This window comes from Clostridium mucosae (genome assembly GCF_024622765.1).
Classification (GTDB): domain Bacteria; phylum Bacillota; class Clostridia; order Clostridiales; family Clostridiaceae; genus Clostridium.
Map to the genome: position 1 here is coordinate 157,761 of NZ_JANKAF010000006.1, position 25,938 is coordinate 183,698.

The window sequence follows — 25,938 nt, forward strand, 5'->3', positions numbered from 1 at the left end:
TCCTCCCTTTTACTTTAAGCTTATTTCTTAAAATCTTCCTCTGTTAACCCCTCTTGTTTAAATAAAGTCTTAAGAACAGATATATCTGTAGAAATATCTAAAACAACATCTTCATATAAATCATCTAATAAATTTTCAAAAGCAGTTTCTATAATATCTATGCTTTTTTCAATTTCTACTTTAGCATTTTTAATATTTTCACCTTGAACTAATTGATTGCTTAAATCTTTATAAGAGTTAATAAGTTTAATTGTAATAGGAAGATAATGATTTATAAATTTATTAACTTCTTGAATCTTCTTAGGATTTTTTTCAACATAATTAAGAATCTCATTTGCAATGTTTTGTAATTTATCAAGCTTTATGGCTATTTCCTCTTTATAAAGCACATTCCTTGTATTTTTTATTTGTTCAATATATTTTCTTCCCATTTCAATTGTAGAATTTAATTCTTCTTGTTCTGAATCATCTATATTCTTATTTAATTCTTCTTTTTTATTTAATTCTTCTTTAGCTATTTGCTGTTTTTTTAGATTTAAATAATCTCCATAAACATCATCATTTAACATAAGATAAGTTTCTTCTTCATCGATATGCCCTTCTAAAAACATACCTAAATTAATCATCTTCTCTAAATCCTTAATAACAAAGGATTCTTTTTCTTTTGCAAATCTAGCTAAATCTTTAATTAAGCAATAACTATTATCTTCAATAAATCTTACATACTTTTTAAATCTTCTAAGTCTTTTCCTTATATTTATTCCTCTTAATAATAACACTAGGCTTATTGCAAAGAATATAAATATAACTGTAAATCCAACAAAAGCATCGGTTATAACCTTAGTAAAAAAGGACATAAATATTAAACACATCAATACTAAAAATCCAAAAATTAAGCTTCCTATTAATCCAAAGATAGTATAAATAATTCCTGATACAGTTCCAGCTGGCCTTTTGCTAATATATGCTGATATATCATTTTTAGGCTTTTTATTTAAAACTCTATATTTACTTTCTACTTTGTCATTATATTCTTTTAGCTTTGATTTAAATTCATTTAAAGTGTCCTCTGTTTTATTACTAATATCCTTTTTTAAATTGACAAAATCTATAGCATCAAGTGCACTTTTTACTGTAGATACAATTTGGTCTTCTAAATCAGAAAAATCCTTCCTATCCATGGTCTTGCCTCCTGATTATTTTATTATAATTAAGATAAATTCGTAGTTATATTATTCATTTCTTTATTATAATATTTTAGATTTATTATATCTTATTATTAAAACAATTACAATTTACAACAATTGTATATTGTTATAAATATTAAAATAAAAAACTATACTAGCATATAAGTACTATCATAGATTTTTCCCTAATAATATTAACTTAATAAACTCCTACTAGCATTTCAACTACCTCCACATCTGCTGGAACCCAATTTTGTGATGATAATTCTTCTTTTATTTCTCGTATTAATGCTTCTTCTTGTGATTCCCCATTTTCTATCTTTCCACCTGGGAATTCCCACATATCTTTAAACTCACCATAGCTTCTGTGCGTTATAAATATCTTATCTTCTTTTTTTTATTATTGCTGCAACAACTTCTATTACCTTCATATCTTCCATTTCCTCTTATAAATATTTGTAGTTACCACAAATTTAATTATGATAACTACATTTTACTTTAAATAATTTTCAAATAACACAAGTAAATATTATACTAAGTTACCATCTAGACCCTACAAATTAAAGTTCCGTGTACTTTTTACTTGTTCCCTTAGCTTTTTCTACTGGGTATTTCTTTTCATTTTTATCCATTTTTCTATTCATTATGTCTTCTATATCAACCCCTAATGAATCCGCCATATGTAAGCAATAAATCATAACATCTGCTAATTCTTCACATACTTCTTCTTTATTGTGATTATCATCCCAAAGAAAATGCTCCAATAATTCTCCTGATTCAATGCTTATTGCCTTTGCTAAATTAGCTGGTGTATGAAATTGTGACCATTCTCTATCATCTCTAAATTTTCTTATCCTTTTTCTTATTTCTTCCAATTATATTATCTCCCTTCTTAACCTTTGTGTACTATTTTTTTTACTTATATAAAATTAAGATTTTCTTTGATAACTTTTTTAATTATTTCTATTTAAATTACAACTAATGAATATATATAATCAAATTCCAATATTTCACTTCCAAAAATATCTAATAAAAATTCTATTACTGCATCAGAGTTATTACCTATAATCCTTGAAAAAATTACAATATAATCTTTTACATCTTGGCTACTAATATTTTCTTTTATATTAATACAATATCTTAAAAATATAGCATGCCTTATAAATAAATATTCCAATATAATCATTTCAAAAGAAATAATCATTTCTTCTAAATCTTCACTAACACAACTACTAAAAACTTTTGATACAATACAGTTTTCAATTAATTTATCATATTCTTTAAATAAACCCTTAAAGTCATTCCAATCCTTAAAAATCTTTTCTATATTAGTTTCTTTAGTAAATTTATAAATATCATTTAGCGCTTCTTTGAAAATAGAAACATTTCTATAGTTTTCTATTATATCTATAAATAATGAATTTATTTCTTTCAAATATTTTATACTTTCTTTATTTTCATAGTCTTTAATTTTATTTAATTCTTCTTTTATATAATTTCTAGATTTATATTTATCTAAAAACTCTATTAAATTATCATAAGTTAAATCATCACTATCAAACATATTAAAAAGCATATTATAGGAAAGGATAAGCTTATCTTCTATTCTTATTTCATCTTTTTGAATTATATTAACTAAACTCTCTCTTATTTTTAAGCATCCCAAATCTTCAACATAAGATAGGGAATCATTAGACTCTATATACGTCTTTTCTTTCATATCACTAATTATGTTAACTACCTCAGGACAAGAGCAAGATAAAGTAAGCTCTCTCACATCTTCAAATTCATTTTCTATCCTAGGAAAGTTCTTGCAAGTTAAAGATAAATTTTCATCACCATGATTTATAACTATATTACATAGCCCTTCATTGCTTAATAAAGGACATGCTCCCTTTGTTTCCTTCTTAATTAAATAGCTATTTTCTCCATTGCTTTTTATAAACCTTACATTATCTAAAAGATAATTAAGATCATCTTTTTCTCTCCACTTATTATAAGTGTTAGTATCTACATTTATATCCCACCCCTTACAACAAGTGAACCTACATTTATCTGCTGTACACTTAAATTTTTCATATTCTTTTATCTTCAAAATATTTTCTATTTTCTTCATATAATAACTCCAAATTCAAATTTAGTTTTGATGTATTTATTGTAATAGACTTCTTTTAACTTTATTGCTTTAAGAGCTCTCTCCTTTATTTGATTTCTTCCTGCTATTTATAATTTTAAATGTATTTTATACATAATTAATTGCTAAGCTCAGCAATATCACCTAAAAATTTATTAATGTAATCTCCTCCCAATAAGTATTTTAATATTATATCATTTATTCATTGTCTTATGCTAATCTGTGATACACATACAAATTTAATATCATATTCATATATATTATTTAATCTTCTATGAAAGATAATATTATTAATCTAGTACTTTTTATTAGATATTTAATATAATAAATATAATCACTTTTATTGAGGTAAAATATGAATTTTAATGGTTGGGGAAATTTTGAAGATTTATTAAGATCTTGTGGTTATAATAATAACAATAACAATAATACTAACAATGACAATAATACTAACAATAACAATAATAATACTACTGGATGTAATGATATACCACCAGGTCCATTCCAAACTCTTCCACCAGAACTTTTTGCAATAATAGGTGAAATAATTGGTAATATAATCGCTGGAAATATTCCTTTTAATATTCAAAATCTTATTGGAAACTGGTTAGAATTAGTTGGTCAAGTTATTTTAGTATTTAATGCTCAACAACAATATTTCGAATCAGGGCCAGGTAGATATTATGACCCAAAAAATTATAATATTAGTAATCCTTTTTGTAGTAATAATTCTACAAGCACAAATGGAAATACTTCAAGCACATCAGCTTCTTCTAGTACTAATAGTTCAAACAGTAATGATATTAACATATCTAAAATAGAAAAATTAGAAAAGCAAATAGAAGAATTAACAAAAGAATTAACTGAAATCAAAACTTTATTAAAAGAAAAATAAGAGGAAGTATCATTTATTTTGGTACATCCTCTTATTGATAATTTATAATTATTAAAAATAATTTTATTTAAAGATACCTTAACCTAAAACAATCTCTAAAGTCCTTATTTAAAATATCTATGCAAAATATGAAATAACTTTATACTATCAGCATTCTAATAATGTAGTTTACTACCTTCAATAATATTCAAAACATTTTTGTTTGTGGTAGTTACTCTTGGTATCTTAATTTGATTTTTTGAAATCCCCTTCATAAATAAAAATTCCTTTACCTTATTAAATGTTCCATCTTCAAGTATTATTACCTTTGGTTTAGCTAGTCCACTTTTTCCTCTAAATCTCTTATAAGCTAAATTGCAATTTTTTAGCTCCTCATCTAAAGTTATCTCAATATTTCTAACTAACTCCTTTGTAACATTCCCCTTGATTTCAAAGTAAAATTGATACCTACCAGGAGTTCTTGAATTATCAGCAACTGTAGTATAATCTATTAAATTAAGTTTAAGCTTATTTTTTGTATTTCTTATTGCAGATGTTAAATGCTCTTCAGTTGTTTTTTCTGACACCATGTTTAATACTTGATTTCTTCTATATAAAAATTCTATTTCAGGTGAATTATTATAGAATCCAACTACCTTAACAACATCACCTAACCTATATCTATAAAGACCTGTATAAGTTGTAATAACAAGTTCATAGCTTTTTCCTATTTCTAATTCATCTGTACAAAATGTCATTGGGTTACTTTCATTTAGTTCTTCTGATGGAATAAATTCATAAAAAACAGTGTCTGGTATTATTACATATCTTATATATTCAACATATGGATTTATACCTATAATACCTTCCGATGCTGCATAACAAGGTGAGTGTATTGGAATTGATCCTGAATAATAATTAACCATCTCATCATAAATTGTAAAATTAGCTCCTGTAACTGCTGCTATATATTGAAGTTTTGGCCAAATTCTTTTGCAAATTCCCTTAAATCCCTTTTTAAATTCCTTTTCTAATTCATCTGCCCTACTAGCATTCGGAGATAAATATTTATTTAATGCTTTTCTAGTTTCTTCATCAATATTTAATGCTTTGCTTACTCTACCTTTACGAATATCTCTTACTAATCTATCAGAATTTTTTTCCATGACCCTTAATAAATCTAATATGTTCGAAATGAAAATCCCAGATATATATAATAGCTTTTTCTCCATTAATCCAAAAAGTACATGTAAATAAAGTGATACTTCCTTATCTTTAATTTTCATAACTTCATAAGGTGATGTATATAAATATGGCAAAAAACTTTTCATGCCATTTATACCACCTGAAGTTGCTGAACAAATGGGTATTCCCCCATCAGTATAAGTATTCATAACTACATCTGCAATCATTAATCCCCTACCATAATTCCAGTTTTCTTTAAAATTATTATAAGAAAATCTAGTTATCAATAATGCCATATATTTTGCAGCTTTCATTCTACTGGACTTTGTAACTGGAATTAATTTTTGTTTACCTGTAGTTCCTGAAGTATTCCCAAAATACTCAACATTCTGTGTTGTTAATATATTTTTTTCACCATTAGCCATACGTTCAATATAATTATCATAATATGAATAGTCAGTTAAAGGGACTTCTTTCTTAAAATCACTTACAGAAAGTATATTTTTAAATTCAAATTTGTCCCCTATTTCACTACTAGCATTTTTAGATAAAATATCAAACAACAAGTCATTATTAACTTTCTTAAAGTTTTTAGTTTCTTTAATAAATTTTCTTTCTACGACTCCTCCACAACCAATAATTGTCCTATAAAGCACCTTACTTATTATGGACACATTTATACACATCCTATTATAGTTTTGCATAAGTATTATATGGAATTTATTTTAAAATGTTAATATTCTTTCAAGACAATATACAAAAAGCACTAACCATAAATGATTAGTGCTTTTATATATTACTTTATTTTAAGCTTTCTCCATTTGACTCTATAACTTTCTTAAACCAATCAAATGATTTTTTCTTCTTACGTGAATAATCTCCAGTACCATCATCTTGCTTATCCACATAAATAAACCCATACCTCTTCTTCATTTCACCAGTAGTTGCACTTACCAAATCAATTGGTCCCCACATTAAATATCCAAAACAATCTACTCCATCTTCTTCAGCCGCTTTTTTTAACTGAACCAAATGCTGATTTAAGTAATCAATTCTATAATCATCATTTATGCTTCCATCTTCTACCTTATCTATAGCTCCAAGACCATTTTCTGAAACAATAATAGGTAACTCATATTTGCGGTAAACATAATTTAATAAGTATCTAAGTCCAATTGGGTCAATTGACCATCCCCATTTACTTTTTTCTAAATAAGGATTTTGTACTCCTCCAAAAAGAGTTTCTTCTCCATCATCATCCCCTTCATAGTGGGCAACACTAGTTGAATAGTAGTTTACTCCTATGAAATCTAACTTACCATTATAGAAAGAGTATTTATCCTCATTAGAGATTTCAAGTTGTATATCTATATCTTTATATTCTTTTAACTTATATTTAGGGAAGCCTCCATTACACATTGCATCAATTTGATAAAAATCACGATCCATTTCTTTAAAAGCATTCATAACGTTAACTGGATTACAATTTATAGGATAAACAGGTGTTAATCCAAAAACACATCCTACCTTATTATTAGGATCAATTTCGTGAGCTAATTCTACAGCTTTTACCCCTGCAAGTGTCATATTATAGCCAATAGTTGCTAATGTTTGTTTCTTTTCTATCATCTCACTAAATTTAAGTCCTGCGATTATATATGTGAAAATATCTGATGCCTCAGTTTGCGGATCAATATGGTTCATTTCATTAAAAGTGACCCAATACTTAACTTTACCTTTCAATGCTTCAAACATAGTTTTGCAATACTTTAAATAAAAATCAATTACCTTCCTATTTGTCCATGATCCATATATTCTTACTAGATTTACTGGCATTTCAAAATGATATAATGTAACAATTGGCTCTATTCCATTTTTAATTAATTCCTCTACAACACTTTGATAGTATTCTATTCCTCTTTTATTAGGTTCTTCATCATCACCATTTGGATAAATTCTTGACCAATCAATAGAAATTCTAAGTGCTTTAAATCCCATCTCTCCAAATAAAGCAATATCTTCTTTAAATCTGTGATAAAAATCAATTCCATCATGAGAAGGATATCTCTTACCTTCTTCTATCTCCTTACAAATTTCACGTGGTACTTCATAAGAACCGCTAGTCACTAAATCCATTATACCGATTCCCTTACCATCAACATTCCACGCACCTTCACATTGGTGCGCAGCTATGCTTCCTCCCCATAAAAAATCTTCTCTTAATTTCATAATAAAAACCTCACTCTAAATTTATAGAACTATATTAATGCACTCTTCCTTATCATTTATAATATCTTTAGATACTGGAATTACATCAAGATAATCTGGAGTATTTGTAACCACCATTATAATAGTTGGATCAAAGCCATCTTCTTTTACTTTATCAAAATCAACTTCTACTAATGGTTGTCCTATTTTTACCTTATCACCTTGATTTACCATTGTAGTGAAATGCTTCCCTTCTAATTGTACAGTATCTATACCGATGTGAATTAAAAGCTCCACTCCAGACTCTGTCTTAAGTCCATAGGCATGTTTTGTTGGAAATACACAAGTAACTTCTCCATCAACTGGCGCAACTACTAAATTATTATTAGCTACTATCCCTACACCGCTTCCAAGAGCTCCAGTTGAAAATGCTTTATCATTAACTTCAGATAACTTAACTAATTTTCCAGTAGCACATCCATTAACTACAACTTTATTCATCATAGAAGTAGCAATTTCAGAAGATATAGTTTTTTCACTTGAATCGTTAGCCTTTCCACCTGAAACTTCAACTTCTTCACTGTCCTTAGGAATACCTAAAAGATATGCTGCAACTGCTGCTACTACAAAACCTATTATAACTGCTATAATCATTGAATAGAAATTCTTATAGTCATTGTTTCCAATATAAGAAGGTAATCCTGCTAATCCCCAAGCCATTGCATATGTTTTTACATTCATGATACCCGCAAATAATCCTCCAAGTCCACCACCAATGGCTACTGCAAGGAATAAGTTTCTAAACTTTACAAATGCTCCATATATAGCTGGTTCTGTAACTCCCATTAATGCACTAAAACTAAAAGTACCAAATAATTGTTTTTGTTTTTCATTCTTTGCTCTTAAGAAATATCCAAGCATTGCTCCAGCAACAGCTATATCTGAAATTGTACATGCTGCATAGAAAATTGGGTCATAACCAAGTTCTGCATGGAATTGAACTACTATAGGAATAATAAAATTTCCAGCACCAAACATAATTAAAAATGGTTGAATAGCAGCATATAAAGCAATAACACTCCAATTACCTAAAGTATTCATTAAGAACATACAAACAAAGCTCATAGCACTACCAATCCATGCACCAATTGGACCAAAGAACATTAAAGTAATTGGTAAACAAATAATTAAAGTAAATACTGGCACTAAGAAATAATGTAAAAACTTAGGTAATACCTTCTTTAAGAATTTTTGTACATATCCCATAAACCATACAGCTAAAATTATAGGAATAAATGAGTTAGAGTAAGTAGTTGCAGGAAGTGAAATTCCAAAAAAGCTTAATCCCTCAACTCCATTAATTCCTGTTGATAAAAGTGTTGCAGCTAATGCAACTGCCAAATATGGGCTCGCATTTAAGCGCTTTGCACAAGACATTGCCATAAAAATTGGTAAAAAGAAAAATACCGATGAACGAATATTATCTAATACTACGTATGTTGGACTCTCTGCTGAGATTATTCCTGTTAAAGAAAGTAATGATAAGACCCCAGCTAACATACCTGCAGCAATAATTGGTTCTAGAATAGGAGTCATAGATTCTGAAAATAAATCTAATACTGCCTTTACTGGATTCTTTTTAACCTTATTTTCTGGAGAAGCTGCTTCCCCACTAATTCCAAGCATAGAAATCAACTCACTATGAACTTCGTTTACATGAGTTCCTACGATGATTTGATAAGCAACATCATTTGAAACAACGTCAACTACTCCATCCATCTTTTTAATTTCTTCCGTCTTTGCCTTTGAACGATCCTTTAATGTAAATCTAAGTCTTGTCATACAGTGAACAACAGCTTGAACATTGTCTTTGCCGCCCACTAATTCAATAATCTTTGTATTAAAATTTTTATACTTCATTAATGTTCCTCCCCTTTACTTCTGTTTGTAACTCTATGAATATGCAGCATCAAATAAGTTTCCTCATCAATTGACAATTTACATTTGTATTGCTCCTTTACATAAAGTTCTATCTTCTTTATACATTCATATGCTTCAGGATAAAGAATTCTAATTTGAGAATTTAATTCTTTATCATTATCACTGTAAGTTTTACCGTTCTGTATTCTATGAATAAAATATTGGAGATGAGTTATAAGACGTATATAATTCAATGATGATTCATCAATCTGTATTCCGTAATGATATTGAATAATTGAAATAATATCTCTTAATGACTCCATAACTTGAACTGTTTCTTTTAAATTACTTTTTCCCTCTTGTAAATTAACAAAGTGTAATGCTATAGAAACAGCCTCATCCTCTGGAAATTCAACATTATATTTTTTATTCATTTGATTTAAGGCATAAATTCCTATTTTAAAATGCTTCGGATAAAACTTTTTCACTTCCCAAGTTAATGGGCTTCGAATAAATTGTCCTTTAGCAGCACGTTTAAGTGCATAATTAATATGATCTAGCAATGTCAGACTTAAATAATCACTTGCTTTTTCATTCAGCAGATCTTCACCGTACTCAATAATATCATTTACCATTATAATTTCTTGTTCATCTGTATTAGATAAAAGATAACTAAAGTGCTCCAACATATCATTTGAATCTAATACATATGTCTTTTCAATTTCATTTTCAGTAATTGTTTGCCCTACCTTTTTTTTGAAAGATATTCCCCTAGAATAAACTATCACCTCATTATTTCCTCTTTTTACTACTGCCACATTATTATTTAGTATCTGACTTACTTTCATGTTAAATTACTCCTTTCTAGAAAAAAAACTCAGATTACATAGAAAAAGGACATTTTCTACGTAATCTGAGTTCTGCCTGCTTATCAGTAACATACTCAGGTAGTAACTGCTTTGTTACTACTGGTTTCTTTTCTAAGTTGATTATAATATAACTTTTTAAAAGAGTCAACGCTTACATTTAACTTTATTCTACATTATTCAAACCTATTTTTATGTATATATTGCATATTAATACACTAATATATATATATTTATCATTCTATATTTTCACTTTTATTATACTATATTTAAATTAATCTAGCTAAAGCAGCCTCTAAAGTTATCATTTTATTAAATTCATATATATATATGTGTTTATTCGATATTTGAAAAATTAATAATTTCCTTATCCTTTCTTATACTGAATAACAAAATGATTTATTATAAGTCTGTTAAAACAATTGTCCTAAATATTCAGTATTTAAATAATATTTTTCGCTAAGATATTTTAAAGTTAGGCTATCCCATAATTTCATTCTAAATTAAAACATTCTAATAATTATTCATATTATTAGACTTTTACTAAATTAGCTAAATTACAAAATACCTCTATCATTAGTTCAATCCTACATATTATGAGAAAAACTTTGTGGACTCTAATTTTTTTTATATTATTTTAATTATACTTTATGTAAAATTTTTTAAGATAAAAAAGAAGAAATTCCAACAACTATTGAAACTCCTTCTTCCAGTTCTTATTCTATTGATTATTCAATTTAAGTCCTAAATTTTACTTAATAAATAAATCCCCAATGATCAATATTAAACAACTGACTATTTTCGTTTCCAACAAACTTAAAGAAAACATTATGAACACCACTAGCATTTGTTATACCGCACCACATATCCTTCCATTGTTGGGTACCACCTGTAGAACTTACATTAAGAGTACCAATAATCGGTCCACTTAAACTATCTAAATGTATTTCTATTTTTCCACCTAGCGTTGATGCAATGTTTGCTGTAAATGATTTAGCTCCACTTCCCAAATCAACATTTGATAAAGCAATCCAATCTCCATTATTTATGTTAGTAACATTTAAATTAATACTACTTACCATACTTCCAGGTGATTGGCATTTTTCAGTTGAAACACCATTGCTCCATGCAATAGTTTCTGCCTCTATCCTTCTATATGGATAAAGATTAGCAACTTGAGCTACACCTTTCATATCTGCTTGAACAGTATTTATAAGTCCACTTGCATTATGTTCAAGCTTATTTATATGAGGGGAACGATATCCCTTTACTATTCCCATTGCCTTTCCAAGAGTTTGAGCATGGTATGTTACATACCATTGATTCTTAAAATTAAAAACAGAATGATGATTGTTGCCACCTACTCCAAAATATGATGATGGATTCTTAAGAAAAGTACCTTTATAAGTAAATGGGCCCATAGGATTATCACTTATCATATAGCCTATTTCCCCCATAGGAGGTGTTCCAGATGGGTGTGTTCCTGAAAAATTAGAACAATATGAATAATAGTATTTACCATTATATTTGTGTATGCCTGAATCTTCAAACATAAATGGAGCATCAATTACAGATGCACTTCCAACAGTATTAATCATATCACTACTTAATTGTATTACTCTACCTGTCTTTGGATTTGCAATTTGACTCTGTGTAGGATTACTACCACCTGGTATTCCTCCACCAAAATATAAATATCCAACTCCATTATCATCTATTAAAACTGCTGGATCAAAAAGCCATACAACACCGCTAACGCCTGGAGTACTATTCGTAATTATAGGTTTTCCAATCGGGTCAGTCCAAGGTCCAATTGGTGAATCTGATGTAAGTACACCAATACCGCCTCCATTATTAGCAAAATACATAAAAAATTTTTCTTTTCCATTTATAACCTTGTGTGTAACAGCTGGTGCCCAAGAATTATTTGCCCATTTAGCTGCTCCAGTTGATCCAGCTACATTAATTTCACCATGGTCTGTCCAATTCACCATATCATCAGATGATATACAAGTTATTGTTTTAATATAACTATAACTATTATTAATAATATTTCCTGAACTATCATATTCAAAAGAATCACTACTCATGTATACATATACTCTATCGTTATAAACCATAGCATATGGATCTGCTCCAAATTTTTGTGTAATAAGAGGATTAGAAGATCCTGGAATCTTTGCAAGTGCATTTGTACTAGTTATTGTTGAGATAGTGGTAGCTGTAGTATCTATATTAGTGTTAGTTGTTTTACCTGTATTAGCTTTTACTATATTAGTATTTATTCCAACACTAAATGTTAATGCTAAAATCAATAAAGGTCCTCTGTGTCTTTTTAACATTTTTATTTCCCCCTGTATAATGTTTTTTCATTTCATAATTTTTCACTTTAATATTGTTGATATATACACTACTATTAATATATAACTTATGAAATCCACATTTGAAATCGTAAACATTTTTACGATTCAGATTTTATATAACACCTCCTATTATAATTATTAAATTCTTAATATACAGGATAATTATTATAACTTTAGCTCATTAATGTTGTTCTTATATACTCCAATAAAATTATTAGTTCCCTTAATTATACTATTATATAAAATGTAATTAAGGTGCTTATTAAGAAACCTCAAAATAACATTATCATAAATGGAATATTTTTACAATGCGTTTTATTTCTTCTTCAACTATTATTATCAATGAATATTATAAATATAATATTCATTGGTGCCTATTCCTTAATTTCACTACTATTACAAAATAACTTTTTGAGCTTTTCATCAAAAATCCCATGTCATATGATTTTTCAATTAGTTGAGTATATGATGTTGTACTTTTTTAATTTTCCATCATTTATTATTATATAACTTTCAGATATATCTACTATAAAAATAACCGTCTGTAAATGGCTACTTAATCCACCTACAGACGATTAGTATATTTATTAGTACAATTTTAAATTTTATTTTTCCTAATTTATATTAATTATATTTTATAGTTATTCAAATTCACAATATCAGCCTTGTCAACAAATCCTGCATTAAACCATGGAAATTCTTTAATTACATTTTTTATTGATTGTGATAGCCCTCTAATATAAGGATCATATATATAATTTATTAAGTTCTCATCCTCTATATGATAATAAGGACATAAGTCAAATTCTCTTGATCCTAATAACAATACACCAGAAAAATGGTAAAATAATAAAGGTGAATCATCTACATAAACAACATTATTCTTTTTTGAAACTTTATAATTTTTTATATTCCACAATGCAACATTTGCTCCAATAGAGTTTATTATATGCACATTTTTAAATATACTTGACCAATCTTCTACATATCTTTGATCTCCAAAAGTTTTATTAGCTACATCATATTCAACAGTACATTTCTTTAAACACCTATCCCCCCAAAGCCTAACTGCTGCTTTTGCTTCATCATTATTTTTAAATCCTACAAATCCTGTATTATATAATCCGCTTAATTCATAAAAGTGTTTAAACTCTTCTGAATTTCTATGCTCTGTCAAAAAAATTGATGCATTATGATTCTCATTAAAAATATAAGCTATATCCGAAAAGAAGAATAAATCCGAATCTACATGTGCATAATATTTCGCATTGTCATATTTATTAATAACATAATATAAAAAAATAGGCTTTAGAGTCCAGCAATATTCATGGAATATTCTATTAGACTTAGCTATTGCTAAATCATAATTATTTTCTTCTACATCCTTTAGTTGTATTAAAACAATGTTTTTGAAACCTATTTTATTTAATATATGGTAAACAGAATCATTCATACATAGAATAAATAACTTAAAATCACTACAAGAGTTTTCTAAAGAAACATACATTGGTATTAATTTAAATAAATTTGATTCCGATAGAATCATTGATAAATGATATTTACTCATATTTTCCCTCCTCTTCAGTACATTTTTAGAATTTAATAAGAAACATTATAAACATCTCTTATTAATGCTAGCATAGCTTCTGTAAAATATTTAATTCCAAATATATCTCTTAAAATTTTAACTTCCATAATTAACTTGTTTACATCAATACCTATAGTTGGCATAACTTTATTTATATCTGTAACACCTTCTATAACGTAGCGTCGCCTACATGTCTGAAGTAATTCTAAAAATATATCTAACAAAGGCCTAAAATAGCTTATAGCTGACATATTATTTATATCTATAGTTAATTCATTAAAATCATATTCATTAATTGATGTTAAACCAGACGTACAAACTAATATTACATCTAAAAAATAATTATTATTGTATTTTTTACATATATAATTTATATTTTCACGACCTTCAACTATATTAATATTTGTAGGATGTTCTTGGTGAACACTTAATATATTTTTATCAAATATAAATTTACTCCCAGATTTATATAACCTTATTCCTAAGTCATAGTCTTCAAATCCGTATCCAACTATATTTTCATCAAACATTCCTACTTCTATTACTCTATTTCTTTCTGCCGAAGCATTATTAGTTATAAAAAATCTCCATGGTAGATGATAGTCTTTCAATTCTTCATTGTGATTTTTCAATATATTTTTTAGCCCTCTCATAAATTCTGCATCTAAATCAAAAGATTTATTTATATAACTCCCATCAATTATTGATTCAACATCTATTAATGGAGATTTATCTATAATATCAGGCTTTTCATCTTGTTTAGGCACAGTTTCAGCTAAATAATTCTTAATATTTGAATCTAATTCTTTATAATAAAAAGTAAAAATTCTCTTCCACGGTATTCCGCATACAACTATATCTTTTTCTTCATGATTTTTTAAATGCCTAGTTATAAAATCTCTACTAGCTATCATGTCACTATCATGAAATATTAGAATATCACCAACTGCTCTTCTTATCCCTTCATTTCTTCCACGAGCTATTCCTCTATTTTTTTCAAGTCTCACAAACTTAAAGTCAAATTTAGCTTTAAAACTTTGTAACATTTCTAGAGTATTATCATTAGATCCATTATCGACTACAATAACTTCAAAAATATTGAAGTCACAATCTTGATTATTTAAGGATATAAGATTGTAATATAATCGCTCTTTAGAATTATATGCTGGTATTATAACACTTGCTTTCATATCTTTCTTTTCCTTCCTTAATCCTTTCTAGTTATCATCAATAGCATTAATAGTAATATATTCCTTAAAATTTGGATCTATCTTTTCAACATCATCAATAATTTTCACCAGTTCTCTTTTGTATATTGGGTAAATAAATGGTATATTCACTCTATCTTGTTCATGAACCTGCCTAATATCATATTTACTAATTATTCTAAAGCCACTAAAGTGATAAAATATCAATTTGTTATTATTCACCAATACATTGTCATTTGAAACTGTAAAATTATATTTTGAATAATTCCAATGTCCAATATTAACTCCTTGAGTTGTTATTTCGTAAACATTATTAAACATAAATGGCATATCATCAAGATATTTTTGATCCCCAAATTTATTATCTTGAGGATTCGAAGTACAACTATCTACACACATTTTATCCCACCAATTAACACACTCTAACCCATCAATATCCCTTTTAAAGCTAATAAACCCTGAGTTAAAATTTCCAGTAAGAGATTGCATAGTTTGATTAAACTCTTTAGAATACATAGGCAAAAATATTTCTCCACTAGATAGTAGAACAGAAGCATATTGTTGATTTTCAAATATTACATTAGGATTTTGATAAAAGAATAAATCTGAGTCTATATAAGTTACTCTTTGAATTGATTCGTCTAAAGTAAATATATACTTTATAAAACCAGGCTTTAATGTCCAACAATATTGATTTAATTTCCTTGAAGATTTTATTGATAACAAATCTTCTCTATTCAATTCATCAATTGTTACTAACACTATTTTATCTATATTAATCTCCTTAAGAAATTCATAGCATTTTTCATCTGCACAAAGGATATATACTTTAAAATTATCCATATTTTTATATAAAGATAAAAAACATGCAATTGCCTGAATTAATCTAGTCCTTGATACAACCATACAAAAAACACTTTCTTGCATTATTTATATCTCCTTTTTAAAGAAATCCTTATACCATTCTACAGTTTTGCTTAGCCCCTCATCAATCGTATACTTTGGACTCCATCCTAATACAGTTCTTGCTTTCTTTGCAGATAAATATTGATGTATTATTTCATTACTTCCTTGATTTAATATTATAGGCTTCATACTACTTCCCATAATTTTTAATATTTTATTAACTAATTCTAAAACTGTTAATTGTATTTCATTACTAAAATTAAAAGCTTGTCCTCCTAAGTTTAGCTCTACAACTTTTTCAGCTAAATTAATATATACGTCTACAGCATCTTCTATATAAAAATAATCTCGAATAAAACTTCCATCACTTCTTATTACTGGAGCTTCATTATTTAATATAGATTGTATGCTTTGTGGAATAATTCTATTAAAGTTTAAGTCTCCACCACCATAAAGGTTTCCACATCTTGTAATACATACTGGTAAATTATAAGTTTCATAATAAGTTTGAGCAATTAAATCTGCACAACTTTTTGAAACATCATATGGGTGCTTTCCTTGAAGTGGCATATTTTCATCATATGGAAGTTTTTCTTGGTCACCATAAGCTTTATCACTGGATGCTACTATTACTTGTTTAATTAATGGACTTTTTCTTGCAGCCTCAAGTATATTCCAAGTTCCTTCTATATTAGATTTAAAAGTTCCGAGTGGATTTCTATTTGCAACTCCAACGATTGCCTGAGCAGCCAAATGAAATACTGTATCTATTTCATATTCTCCAAGTATCCTTTCTATTAATAGATAATCTTCTAAATCACCATGTACGACATTAACCTTTTTATATTCCTCTCCAATATATATATTTGATTGTGGTATATAGTCTCTTACTAATATTGTTACATTAGACCCGTTATTTACTAATTTTTTAACTAAGTAACTTCCTAAAAATCCAGTACCACCAGTTATAAAAACATTTTTATTATTCCAAAACTTATTTACCATATTTTCCATACTCCTTTTCCTTCGTTCCAAATTTTATTTACATTATTTATATCATTTAAAGTGTCCATAGCAGTCCAAAAACCATTATGAATATATACTGCAAGTTCATTATCTTCAACTAATTTTTTTAATGGATCTTGTTCTAAAACACATGTTGTATCATTTTCTAAATAGTCAAATATTTCTGGCTCAAAAACAAAAAATCCACCATTTATTATTCCATCAATGTTCTTTTTTTCGTCGAAAGATTTAGCTAATCCATCTTCCACAGTTAAAATTCCATATTGGCTTTTCTTATATATTCCTGTAACTGTTGCTATTTTCCCCTGCTCTTTATGAAATTTTAATAATTCATCTATATTTATATCCGCTAATCCATCTCCATAAGTTACCATGAATGTTTCATTTCCAATATATTTTTGAGCCCTTTTTAACCTTCCACCTGTCATAGTTTCAATACCTGTATCAATAAAGTTTATCCTCCATGGCTCTGGTTCAGAATATATATTAATATCCCCACTTTTCATATCTAAAAGAAAACTTCTAGTTTTCCATGAATAATCTATAAAATATTCTTTTATTTTTTCCCCTTTATAGCCTAATAAAAAAATAAAATCATTAAATTCATAATGACTATATATCTTCATTATATGCCATACTATGGGCATACCCCCAACCTCACATAAAGGTTTAGGCGTATTCATTGTTAACTGACTCATTCTAATTCCTTTTCCTCCAGCAAGTATAACAACGTTCATCTTTTGCCCTCCATTATTTTTTTAATTCGTTTTGCTATTTCTTAAATCTAGTATTGAATCAAGATCTGAATATCCACAATGTTTGTATTCGTCGTATAAAATTATAACTATCAAAATAATTACACACCTATCATACAAATTCGAAGTAGCTATCTCATGACTTATATTTATAATATTTTTATCTTTGATAAACTCATTAATTTCATGTTCTAACTTTTTTGCACTTGTACCTTTTAATATCTTTACTTTCATTCTAATTACCTATCCCTTACCGGTTTTCATAATATATATTATTCATGAACATTTATTGTGCTACTAATTTTGATATCTTACATTTAAATCCGAAATATTGTAGATAGCTTTTTATTAACTAAATATTAAGTTATTATCTAAATATGAATAGCATACATCTAAAATGGTAAGTACTCAGACGAGTTATTAAAATCTAAATTTAAACTTTACAAAGAATTTCTTTATATAAAATGAAATAACCGCACAGAAAAATCTGTGCGGTTATTGTTTTGTGCTATTTATTTAAAAACCTATTACTTAATCTTCCCTTTGTTCCATTACTAATTAATAATTTCAAGTAACTATAAATAACCTAGCTACACTCTATTAATTATAAATTAGAAGTCAAAATTATCTGGATCTGGTCCTACTCTTAAATCTTTATTTAAACTATCTATCTTGTCCATATCATCATCACTTAGATTAAAATCGAATATATCTATATTTTCAGTTAATCTTCTTTCATTTGTAGATTTAGGGATAGTTACTATTTGACTTTGTAAATCCCAACGTAGTACTACTTGTGCTGCTGTTTTATTGTACTTATTAGCTATTTCTTTTAATATCTCATTTTCTAACAATCCATTTCCAGCCATTAAAGGTGACCATGCTTCAACTTGAATATCATTTTCTCTGCAGAATTCTCTAACCTTTTGTTGACTTAAGTATGGATGTAACTCTACTTGATTTATTACAGGTTTTATTTCAGCATCAGCTAATAAATCTTGAAGATGGTGAACTTGGAAGTTACTTACCCCTATAGCTTTAACACGGCCTTCTTTATATAAATATTCTAATGCTTTCCAAGCTTCTTTATATTTTCCTTCTACTGGCCAATGGATAAGATATAAATCTAAATAATCCACACCTATTCTTTTTAAACTTGCTTCATAAGCTGCTATAGTTTCTTCATATCCTAAATCAGCATTCCAAACTTTAGAAGTTATAAATAAATCTTCTCTTGAAATTCCTGCTTCCTTTATACCTTGTCTTATTCCTTCTCCCATAGCTTCTTCATTTCCATATATAGCTGCACCATCAATACTTCTATATCCATTTTTAATTGCTGCTCTAACAGCTTTTATTAATTCTTCACTATCTTCTACTCTGAAAACTCCAAGTCCTAATCTTGGCATTTCAATACCATTATTTAAAGTAATTGTGCTATTCATATTATCTATCATATTATTTTTTCTCCTTTAATCTTTCTTTTATTAATGTATTTATCTTATGAAGCTCATAAAATTCTTTTCTTCTCTTTTTGGTGCTTCAATATGATCTTTACCAAATTTAACAAGTTTCATTAGCCAAGCCATATTTTTACCTAATACCCTCATTATTTGCATTCCTTCACTATCCTGAAGAACTTCATTTTCCGTTCTACCATAAGCTACATTCCAATAATTTGATGTAGGCATTAACATTTCTGAATAATTAATATAATTATTTAATTGATCAAATACCGGAACTCCTCCTGATCTTCTAACTGCAACAACACTTGCTCCAACTTTATGTCTAAGCATACTATCATTTACTGATGTTACAAGAAAAGCACGGTCTAAAAATGATTTCATGGTTCCTGCAATAGCAGAATAATGAACTGGAGATCCTAATATAATCCCATCAGCTTCTTTCATCTTTTCAATCCATTCATTAACCTCATCGTTAGCAATGACGCATTTTTCATTCTTATTTCTACTACATCCCCCGCAAGCTAAGCATCCACGAATCACCTTATTTCCAACGTGAATAATCTCTACCTCAATATTTTCTTTCTCTAGCTCTTTTGCTACAATCTCTATTGACTTATGTGTATTCCCATCCTTTCTAGGACTCCCATTAAAAGCAACTACCTTCATATTACATCTCCCCATTTTTTGTTTTTGGCTCAACCTATGTACTAATTATATAAACACCTATATTACTTAACAAGTACGCACTTTTAAGTTAGATACCTTACCTAAAGGTAAGATTTATTAGAACATCTTATTTACACAAAAGAATAAATTACTTATAAATATGCCTTATCCTTTATTTATATTAATAATTTTAGTATAATACCTTATGTAAAAATATTTGAAAGTAGGTAATTTAATGATTTCTTACAATAACAAAAAATATGTTTGTTTATTAGATTTTGCAATGGATTTTATACGTGGTAAATGGAAGGCTCTTTTACTATGTAATTTATATAATGCCCCTAAAAGATTTTTAGAACTTCAAAGAATGGTTGACGGCATAAGCCAAAAGATTTTAAATCAAAATTTAAAAGAATTAGAAAGTGATGGATTAGTATATAAGGTAGTATATGCTGAAATTCCACCTAAAGTTGAGTATCATCTAACTGATAAAGGAAAAGAAATTACCAAACTCATCAAGGAATTTGAAAATTGGTCTGTTAAATATTACCCTGAGTTAGATGGTAGTTGTGAATATTCCTCTTCAAAGAATTCTGATTAAAAATAAAAAACACCTATGTAACCGAATTGTACATAGGCTTTTTTATTATATTAATTTCTTATGAGAGACAAATAAAAACATCTAAGTTATACTATTTTTCAAGAATCCAGCAAATAAGATTTAAAACTTGCTAACTAAATCATTTGAAATTGTAAGCTTAATAACTTTTGTATAACACTAAATTTCTTTATGTTAGGAATTACTTATAAAAAAGTACACTCCACTTAAAGAATTTATATATTTTTATTTTGTATATCCTATAGATTTTTTAGGACATTTATTTACACACTTGCCACATTGTATACAATCATAATAAGTTATACTTTCATTCTTATATTCATGAACATTTATTCCCATAGGACATGTTTTTGTACATAACTTACATGATACACAAGCATCATTAATGCTTAATAAAAGATTTTTATTCTGCTTGTTTCTAAATTTTGATATAAATGCAGCTATACTTCCCATTGGACAAAAATTACACCAGATTCTTTCATTGTAAAATGGAGCTAATACTAAACCTATAATAGTTGTTATTACTATAAGCCTGTATATTACAAATCCCATTCCATATAAATTTCCCCAGTTATTTATCATTCCAGTAGTAAATACAGTAAGCATTAGTGCTATAGCTACCAGCCTGAAATATAGCGATTTAATAAATTTAGGAACTTTCTTTTTATTACTAAACTTAGATACTACATTATCATAAAAATTTCCCCTAGGACATAAGTTCCCACACCAAAATCTACCTTTAAATACAGATATTATTATAGGCGCAACCATACAAATTGATGCAATCAATCCAATTCTAAAATCAAATATACCCAAAACTAAAAAAGCTATTAGAATTACATACGACCACTTTTTCCAAATTTTAAATAAACTGCTCATGCATATCCCCCTTAAATTTATTTATGACAGTCTTACTATTTAATTATACAGATTAATATATATCCTTCTGTGACTTTATTACATATCCATTTAGATACATTCATTACTTTATACGTATCTAATGGCGAAGGGGCTTCTAGCTTACTACTAGCTATAATATATTTTTTACAATAGCACTTTTATCTTTTCCTATTAAATAAAGAATTTCTTCTATATTTTTAGCTATTATAGTGTACGGATACTTATATAGCAAATAAGCAATCCTATCAATAAATAATAAAAAGTTAGAAACTCTATTTTATATAAAGTGTCTAACTTCTTACTTCTAATTCTCCCTATATAATTTATTCATTCTCTACATTTAACTTTCCCATCTGGCTCATTACCATTTCGAAGTAATATCCTCTTTTCTCCATTAAAGTTTTATGATCTCCACTTTCAAGTATTTTACCCTCACCAATAACCATAATGTTATCAGAATCTCTAATTGTAGAAAGTCTATGAGCAATTAAGAAGCTAGTTCTATTTTTCATTAATCTGACTAAGGCATTTTGAATATCCTTTTCCGTCTTAGTATCAACACTGCTGGTTGCCTCATCTAAAATAAGAATTGGACTATTACATAAAACTGCTCTAGCAATGGATATAAGCTGGCGCTGTCCCTGACTTAAATTATCAGTGGCTCCAGAAACCTTTGTGTTATATCCCTTTGGCAATTTACTTATAAACTCATGTGCATGTGCTATTTTAGCAGCATTAATCACCTCTTCATCAGATGCAGAACTTTGAGAATATCTGATATTATCCATGATTGTTCCTGTAAATAAACATGTATCCTGAAGAACTACGGAAAAACATTTTCTAAGGCTATCTCTTTTTAAATTTGTTATTGGCTCATTATCTATAAGAATTTCTCCACTTTCACTGTCATAAAAACGTGTAAGAAGATTAACTATTGTTGTCTTACCTGAACCAGTTTCTCCAACTAATGCCACAGTTTCTCCCGCCTTAACCTTAAAACTAATATTCTTTAAAATAGGAGTAGATTTATCATAAGAAAAGCATACATCCCTAAACTCTACATCTCCCTTTGGAGCTTCAATCTCTATTGCTCCTTCTATATCTTCTTTTTCCTCTAATGTATCTAAAACTTCAAAAACTCTTTCAGCCCCAGCAAGAGCGGATTGTATTGTATTAAACATTCCAGCTACAGAGTTTAAAGGCTGGGCAAACTGCTTTGAATAGCTTAAAAAACTAACAACAGTACCTACCGCTAAGCCGTATCCTACAGATAGTATTCCTCCAACAATGGAAACTATAGTAAATATAAAATTATTTATAACATTCATTAAAGGCATCATATAACCAGACCATATTTGAGCCTTATTACTACTTGCATAAAGATTCTCATTAATTTCTTTAAAATTCTCTAAAATATCCTTTTGCTTTCCAAAAGCCTTAACCATTTTTAATCCTAAAATATTTTCTTCAATAACTCCATTTAAAGCACCAAGACTTTTTTGCTGAGCTAGGAAATAGGATCTGCTTCTAGATGCAATTGTTTTAGTTAATAAAACTACCAAAGGAACACATAAAAGCACAAGTAAAGTAAGCTGAAGATTTAAGTTTATCATTACTAAAAATGAACCAACCAAAGTTAAAGCACTTGATATAAGCTGTGTAGTGGTTTGAGCTATTGTAGAGCTAATATTATCTACATCATTAGTAATTCTGCTCATGGTATCACCATGAGATCTGGTATCATAAAATTCTAAAGGCAAACGTTGCATCTTATTAAAAAACTCAGTTCTTAAAGCATGGACTAGTTTTTGAGATACTTTAAGCATAATTACTCCATTAATGCTTGAAATAATTAAATTAGATAAATGAAGAGCTGCTATAATCATTAAAAGTGTTATAAACATATTACTATCTACAGTTCTAGTGCTTATATTAAGATAGTTAAATGTCTTTCCAACAAAATAAGGAATAGAAACAGTTATTAAAGAAGCCATAGCTGTTAAAATCATGGCTAATAATATGGTTTTTCCCCACCTCATATATATTTTTACAATCCTTCTTAATGTGCCTTTAGCATTTCTCGGCTTTGCCTTAGGAGCAAACCTGCTTGGTCCCCCACCGCCTACTCTTCCCATTGAAGGCATTTGCATTTCTTGTTTCTTATATATTTGTCCCATTATTATGCCTCCTTGCTACTTTCCATTTGAGTTTTATAAATATCTTTATAAATAGGGCAACTTTTCATAAGATCGCTATGGGTTCCAAAACCAACTTTCTCCCCATTATCCATAACAAGTATCTTATCTGAGAACATAGCAGTCCCACAACGCTGTGTAATAGTAATAATAGTTCTATTATCTTCCAAGGAATTAAGATTATCTCTAACTCTAGCTTCAGTAACTGCATCTAAAGCACTAGTAGCATCATCTAAAATAATGATTTTAGATGCCTTAATAATTCCACGTGCAATAGAAATTCTTTGCTTTTGCCCTCCTGATAAGTTAACTCCTCCTCCACCTAAAAGAGTATTAAACCCATCTGACATATTCTCTATAAAAGAAGCTTCTGCTTTTTCCAATGCTAATTTGACTTCTTTATTAGAGGCATTATTATCACCCCATTTAATATTTTCAATAATTGACCCTGAGAATAACATTGGCTTTTGAGGAACAATAGAAACATTATCTCTAAGAGTATCCACTCTTATATCTTTAATATTCTTTCCATTAATTAATATACTTCCTTCGTTAACATCATAAAACCTTAATAATAGCCATGCTATTGTGGACTTTCCACTACCTGTAGGTCCTATTATTGCAAGGTTTTCTCCAGGTTTTAATGAAAAAGATAAATCTTTAATAGCAGGCAAACCACTTCCATTAGGATAAGCAAAGGTAACTTTTTTAAATTCCACTGCTCCATTTAACTCTGAATCTTCTCCAATAGAAGGAAAATCCTCTTCACAATTTAAAACTTCTTCAATACGAGCAGTAGATGCTTTTGTTCTAACAAAGGTATTAAATATATTAGTTATCATTATTAAAGATGTAAGAATTTGAGCCATATAAATTGTAAATGCTGTTATGTCTCCAGGATTCACAAGGTTTAATGAAAAAAGCCTACTTCCAACAAATAGTATAAGTACGGTTCCAATACCAACAATAAATGTCATGAGAGGTGCGGTTACGGTTATAATCATTTGAGAAGAAATCCCCTTCTCCATTAAATTGTCGTTAGTTTCCCCAAACTTCTCCTGTTCCTTATCATAAGTACCAAAGGCCTTAACTAATCTAACACCAATAAGATACTCTTGCACAACTGAGTTTACCTTATCCATAGCCTTTTGAAGTTTATAAAAACGTGAATAACTAAGTTTCATGCTAATAACTATAAGAATACCAACTATGGCTACAACCCCATAAATAACTAAAGAAAGCCTAAAATTAAGAATACTTGCAAGGATAATACTTCCTATACAGGTTATTGGAGCCTTTAGGAAAATACGCATAATTCCATTTATAAATTGAACAACTTGAGAAGTATCATTAGTCATACGGGTAATAAGGGAACCACTTTCAATTTTATCAGCTCCATTTTCCGAAAAGTGTAATATCTTTTCAAATAAATCATATCTTAAATCTGCACCAACTCTTTGAGAAACCTTAGATGCAAGAATATTTCGAGTTATGGCAAAGCAAGCACCAAGGACTGTAACCATAAGCATTAACCCACCCCAGTAATAAACATTTAAGATGCTTCCTTCATCTATTCCTGAATTAATTATATTAGACATAAGGGTTGGTCCCAGCAAATCACATATTGACTCAAGGGCTACACAAGTAACAGCAGTTAAAAAAGGATTTTTATATTTTTTAATATATCTATTATATAAATTCACTGCTTCATCTCCTTTTTTATTTAATACTTTATATTTTATTTTATATTATACTCCTTAATTTATTCCTTAGGTTAAAATTCCACGGGAAAATGTTCCTAACATATTCGTATAAATATTGCTAACAAAGAAAAATACATCCTTCAAGTAAAAATAGTGATTTTAACATTAA

Annotated in this window: 21 protein-coding genes and 1 pseudogene; 2 read left to right on the forward strand and 20 right to left on the reverse strand. The window is 28.1% G+C overall.

Features of this window, described 5'->3' with window-relative positions; genetic code table 11:
* Positions 1 to 20: 20 nt before the first annotated feature.
* The 4 genes and pseudogenes from NSA50_RS09250 to fliB form a co-directional block, all read right to left on the reverse strand.
* On the reverse strand, positions 21 to 1,181 hold the full coding sequence (locus NSA50_RS09250) for a 5-bromo-4-chloroindolyl phosphate hydrolysis family protein (protein WP_195262882.1): 1,161 nt from the start codon (positions 1,179 to 1,181) through the stop codon (positions 21 to 23).
* Positions 1,182 to 1,449: 268 nt separating this feature from the next.
* Positions 1,450 to 1,618, reverse strand: a pseudogene (locus tag NSA50_RS09255) (NUDIX domain-containing protein); the annotation flags it as partial.
* Between the two features lie 129 nt (positions 1,619 to 1,747).
* Positions 1,748 to 2,062: a nucleotide pyrophosphohydrolase gene (locus tag NSA50_RS09260; RefSeq protein WP_195262881.1), complete on the reverse strand. Its 315-nt coding sequence runs from the start codon at positions 2,060 to 2,062 to the stop codon at positions 1,748 to 1,750.
* 92 nt (positions 2,063 to 2,154) lie between these two features.
* Positions 2,155 to 3,303 carry a flagellin lysine-N-methylase gene (fliB, locus tag NSA50_RS09265; RefSeq protein ID WP_195262880.1) on the reverse strand — a complete coding sequence of 383 codons (1,149 nt, stop codon included), beginning with the start codon at positions 3,301 to 3,303 and terminating at the stop codon, positions 2,155 to 2,157.
* 373 nt (positions 3,304 to 3,676) lie between these two features.
* Between fliB and NSA50_RS09270 the strand changes: the two genes are divergently transcribed.
* Complete coding sequence (locus NSA50_RS09270) at positions 3,677 to 4,216, forward strand: hypothetical protein (RefSeq protein ID WP_195262879.1); 540 nt, start codon at positions 3,677 to 3,679, stop codon at positions 4,214 to 4,216.
* 155 nt (positions 4,217 to 4,371) lie between these two features.
* On the opposite strand, the gene NSA50_RS09275 is transcribed toward NSA50_RS09270, so the two are convergent.
* From NSA50_RS09275 to NSA50_RS09335, 13 genes are all read right to left on the reverse strand, one after another.
* The gene (locus NSA50_RS09275; RefSeq protein ID WP_257444599.1) at positions 4,372 to 6,054 is read right to left on the reverse strand and encodes a GH3 auxin-responsive promoter family protein; all 1,683 of its coding nucleotides are present in this window, start codon (positions 6,052 to 6,054) and stop codon (positions 4,372 to 4,374) included.
* A gap of 127 nt (positions 6,055 to 6,181) precedes the next feature.
* Positions 6,182 to 7,609 (reverse strand): family 1 glycosylhydrolase, encoded by a 1,428-nt coding sequence (locus NSA50_RS09280; RefSeq protein ID WP_257444601.1) that lies wholly within the window; start codon positions 7,607 to 7,609, stop codon positions 6,182 to 6,184.
* 21 nt (positions 7,610 to 7,630) lie between these two features.
* A complete protein-coding gene (locus NSA50_RS09285; protein WP_257444603.1) occupies positions 7,631 to 9,508 on the reverse strand; it encodes a beta-glucoside-specific PTS transporter subunit IIABC in 1,878 nt (625 codons plus the stop codon).
* Positions 9,508 to 10,356 carry a PRD domain-containing protein gene (locus tag NSA50_RS09290; protein ID WP_257444605.1) on the reverse strand — a complete coding sequence of 283 codons (849 nt, stop codon included), beginning with the start codon at positions 10,354 to 10,356 and terminating at the stop codon, positions 9,508 to 9,510. The genes NSA50_RS09285 and NSA50_RS09290 overlap by 1 nt, the downstream gene beginning before the upstream one ends.
* Positions 10,357 to 11,129: 773 nt before the next feature.
* Complete coding sequence (locus NSA50_RS09295; RefSeq protein ID WP_257444607.1) at positions 11,130 to 12,716, reverse strand: glycoside hydrolase family 43 protein; 1,587 nt, start codon at positions 12,714 to 12,716, stop codon at positions 11,130 to 11,132.
* 649 nt (positions 12,717 to 13,365) lie between these two features.
* Entirely contained in the window at positions 13,366 to 14,304 is a 939-nt protein-coding gene (locus NSA50_RS09300) for a hypothetical protein (protein WP_257444609.1), read from the reverse strand.
* Between the two features lie 32 nt (positions 14,305 to 14,336).
* Positions 14,337 to 15,515, reverse strand: a complete 1,179-nt coding sequence (locus NSA50_RS09305) for a glycosyltransferase family 2 protein (protein WP_257444611.1) — start codon at positions 15,513 to 15,515, stop codon at positions 14,337 to 14,339.
* Between the two features lie 27 nt (positions 15,516 to 15,542).
* Positions 15,543 to 16,460 carry a hypothetical protein gene (locus NSA50_RS09310; RefSeq protein WP_257444613.1) on the reverse strand — a complete coding sequence of 306 codons (918 nt, stop codon included), beginning with the start codon at positions 16,458 to 16,460 and terminating at the stop codon, positions 15,543 to 15,545.
* 3 nt (positions 16,461 to 16,463) lie between these two features.
* On the reverse strand, positions 16,464 to 17,444 hold the full coding sequence (locus tag NSA50_RS09315) for a GDP-mannose 4,6-dehydratase (RefSeq protein ID WP_257444615.1): 981 nt from the start codon (positions 17,442 to 17,444) through the stop codon (positions 16,464 to 16,466).
* On the reverse strand, positions 17,438 to 18,202 hold the full coding sequence (gene rfbF, locus NSA50_RS09320) for a glucose-1-phosphate cytidylyltransferase (protein WP_257444617.1): 765 nt from the start codon (positions 18,200 to 18,202) through the stop codon (positions 17,438 to 17,440). The genes NSA50_RS09315 and rfbF overlap by 7 nt, the downstream gene beginning before the upstream one ends.
* 21 nt (positions 18,203 to 18,223) lie before the next feature.
* Entirely contained in the window at positions 18,224 to 18,454 is a 231-nt protein-coding gene (locus NSA50_RS09325) for a hypothetical protein (RefSeq protein ID WP_257444619.1), read from the reverse strand.
* A gap of 377 nt (positions 18,455 to 18,831) precedes the next feature.
* Positions 18,832 to 19,674: an aldo/keto reductase gene (locus NSA50_RS09330; RefSeq protein WP_374940969.1), complete on the reverse strand. Its 843-nt coding sequence runs from the start codon at positions 19,672 to 19,674 to the stop codon at positions 18,832 to 18,834.
* A gap of 42 nt (positions 19,675 to 19,716) precedes the next feature.
* Positions 19,717 to 20,352 carry a flavodoxin family protein gene (locus NSA50_RS09335; protein WP_257444622.1) on the reverse strand — a complete coding sequence of 212 codons (636 nt, stop codon included), beginning with the start codon at positions 20,350 to 20,352 and terminating at the stop codon, positions 19,717 to 19,719.
* Positions 20,353 to 20,587: 235 nt separating this feature from the next.
* Here NSA50_RS09335 and NSA50_RS09340 point away from each other — a divergent pair, with 235 nt between their 5' ends.
* Complete coding sequence (locus NSA50_RS09340) at positions 20,588 to 20,953, forward strand: winged helix-turn-helix transcriptional regulator (protein ID WP_257444623.1); 366 nt, start codon at positions 20,588 to 20,590, stop codon at positions 20,951 to 20,953.
* 243 nt (positions 20,954 to 21,196) lie between these two features.
* On the opposite strand, the gene NSA50_RS09345 is transcribed toward NSA50_RS09340, so the two are convergent.
* The 3 genes from NSA50_RS09345 to NSA50_RS09355 form a co-directional block, all read right to left on the reverse strand.
* Complete coding sequence (locus tag NSA50_RS09345) at positions 21,197 to 21,850, reverse strand: 4Fe-4S binding protein (protein WP_257444624.1); 654 nt, start codon at positions 21,848 to 21,850, stop codon at positions 21,197 to 21,199.
* A 344-nt stretch (positions 21,851 to 22,194) separates the two neighbouring features.
* Positions 22,195 to 24,048, reverse strand: coding sequence for an ABC transporter ATP-binding protein (locus tag NSA50_RS09350; RefSeq protein ID WP_257444625.1), 1,854 nt, complete (start codon positions 24,046 to 24,048; stop codon positions 22,195 to 22,197).
* A 2-nt stretch (positions 24,049 to 24,050) separates the two neighbouring features.
* Complete coding sequence (locus NSA50_RS09355) at positions 24,051 to 25,769, reverse strand: ABC transporter ATP-binding protein (protein ID WP_257444626.1); 1,719 nt, start codon at positions 25,767 to 25,769, stop codon at positions 24,051 to 24,053.
* Between the last annotated feature and the right edge of the window lie 169 nt (positions 25,770 to 25,938).

Coding starts and splice junctions, on each gene's coding strand:
- NSA50_RS09250 (WP_195262882.1), bottom strand. CDS start 1,181: ATGGATAGGAAGGATTTTTCTGATTTAGAAGACCAAATTGTATCTACA.
- fliB (WP_195262880.1), bottom strand. CDS start 3,303: ATGAAGAAAATAGAAAATATTTTGAAGATAAAAGAATATGAAAAATTT.
- NSA50_RS09270 (WP_195262879.1), top strand. CDS start 3,677: ATGAATTTTAATGGTTGGGGAAATTTTGAAGATTTATTAAGATCTTGT.
- NSA50_RS09280 (WP_257444601.1), bottom strand. CDS start 7,609: ATGAAATTAAGAGAAGATTTTTTATGGGGAGGAAGCATAGCTGCGCAC.
- NSA50_RS09285 (WP_257444603.1), bottom strand. CDS start 9,508: ATGAAGTATAAAAATTTTAATACAAAGATTATTGAATTAGTGGGCGGC.
- NSA50_RS09290 (WP_257444605.1), bottom strand. CDS start 10,356: ATGAAAGTAAGTCAGATACTAAATAATAATGTGGCAGTAGTAAAAAGA.
- NSA50_RS09295 (WP_257444607.1), bottom strand. CDS start 12,716: ATGTTAAAAAGACACAGAGGACCTTTATTGATTTTAGCATTAACATTT.
- NSA50_RS09300 (WP_257444609.1), bottom strand. CDS start 14,304: ATGAGTAAATATCATTTATCAATGATTCTATCGGAATCAAATTTATTT.
- NSA50_RS09305 (WP_257444611.1), bottom strand. CDS start 15,515: ATGAAAGCAAGTGTTATAATACCAGCATATAATTCTAAAGAGCGATTA.
- NSA50_RS09310 (WP_257444613.1), bottom strand. CDS start 16,460: ATGCAAGAAAGTGTTTTTTGTATGGTTGTATCAAGGACTAGATTAATT.
- NSA50_RS09315 (WP_257444615.1), bottom strand. CDS start 17,444: ATGGTAAATAAGTTTTGGAATAATAAAAATGTTTTTATAACTGGTGGT.
- rfbF (WP_257444617.1), bottom strand. CDS start 18,202: ATGAACGTTGTTATACTTGCTGGAGGAAAAGGAATTAGAATGAGTCAG.
- NSA50_RS09325 (WP_257444619.1), bottom strand. CDS start 18,454: ATGAAAGTAAAGATATTAAAAGGTACAAGTGCAAAAAAGTTAGAACAT.
- NSA50_RS09335 (WP_257444622.1), bottom strand. CDS start 20,352: ATGAAGGTAGTTGCTTTTAATGGGAGTCCTAGAAAGGATGGGAATACA.
- NSA50_RS09340 (WP_257444623.1), top strand. CDS start 20,588: ATGATTTCTTACAATAACAAAAAATATGTTTGTTTATTAGATTTTGCA.
- NSA50_RS09345 (WP_257444624.1), bottom strand. CDS start 21,850: ATGAGCAGTTTATTTAAAATTTGGAAAAAGTGGTCGTATGTAATTCTA.
- NSA50_RS09350 (WP_257444625.1), bottom strand. CDS start 24,048: ATGGGACAAATATATAAGAAACAAGAAATGCAAATGCCTTCAATGGGA.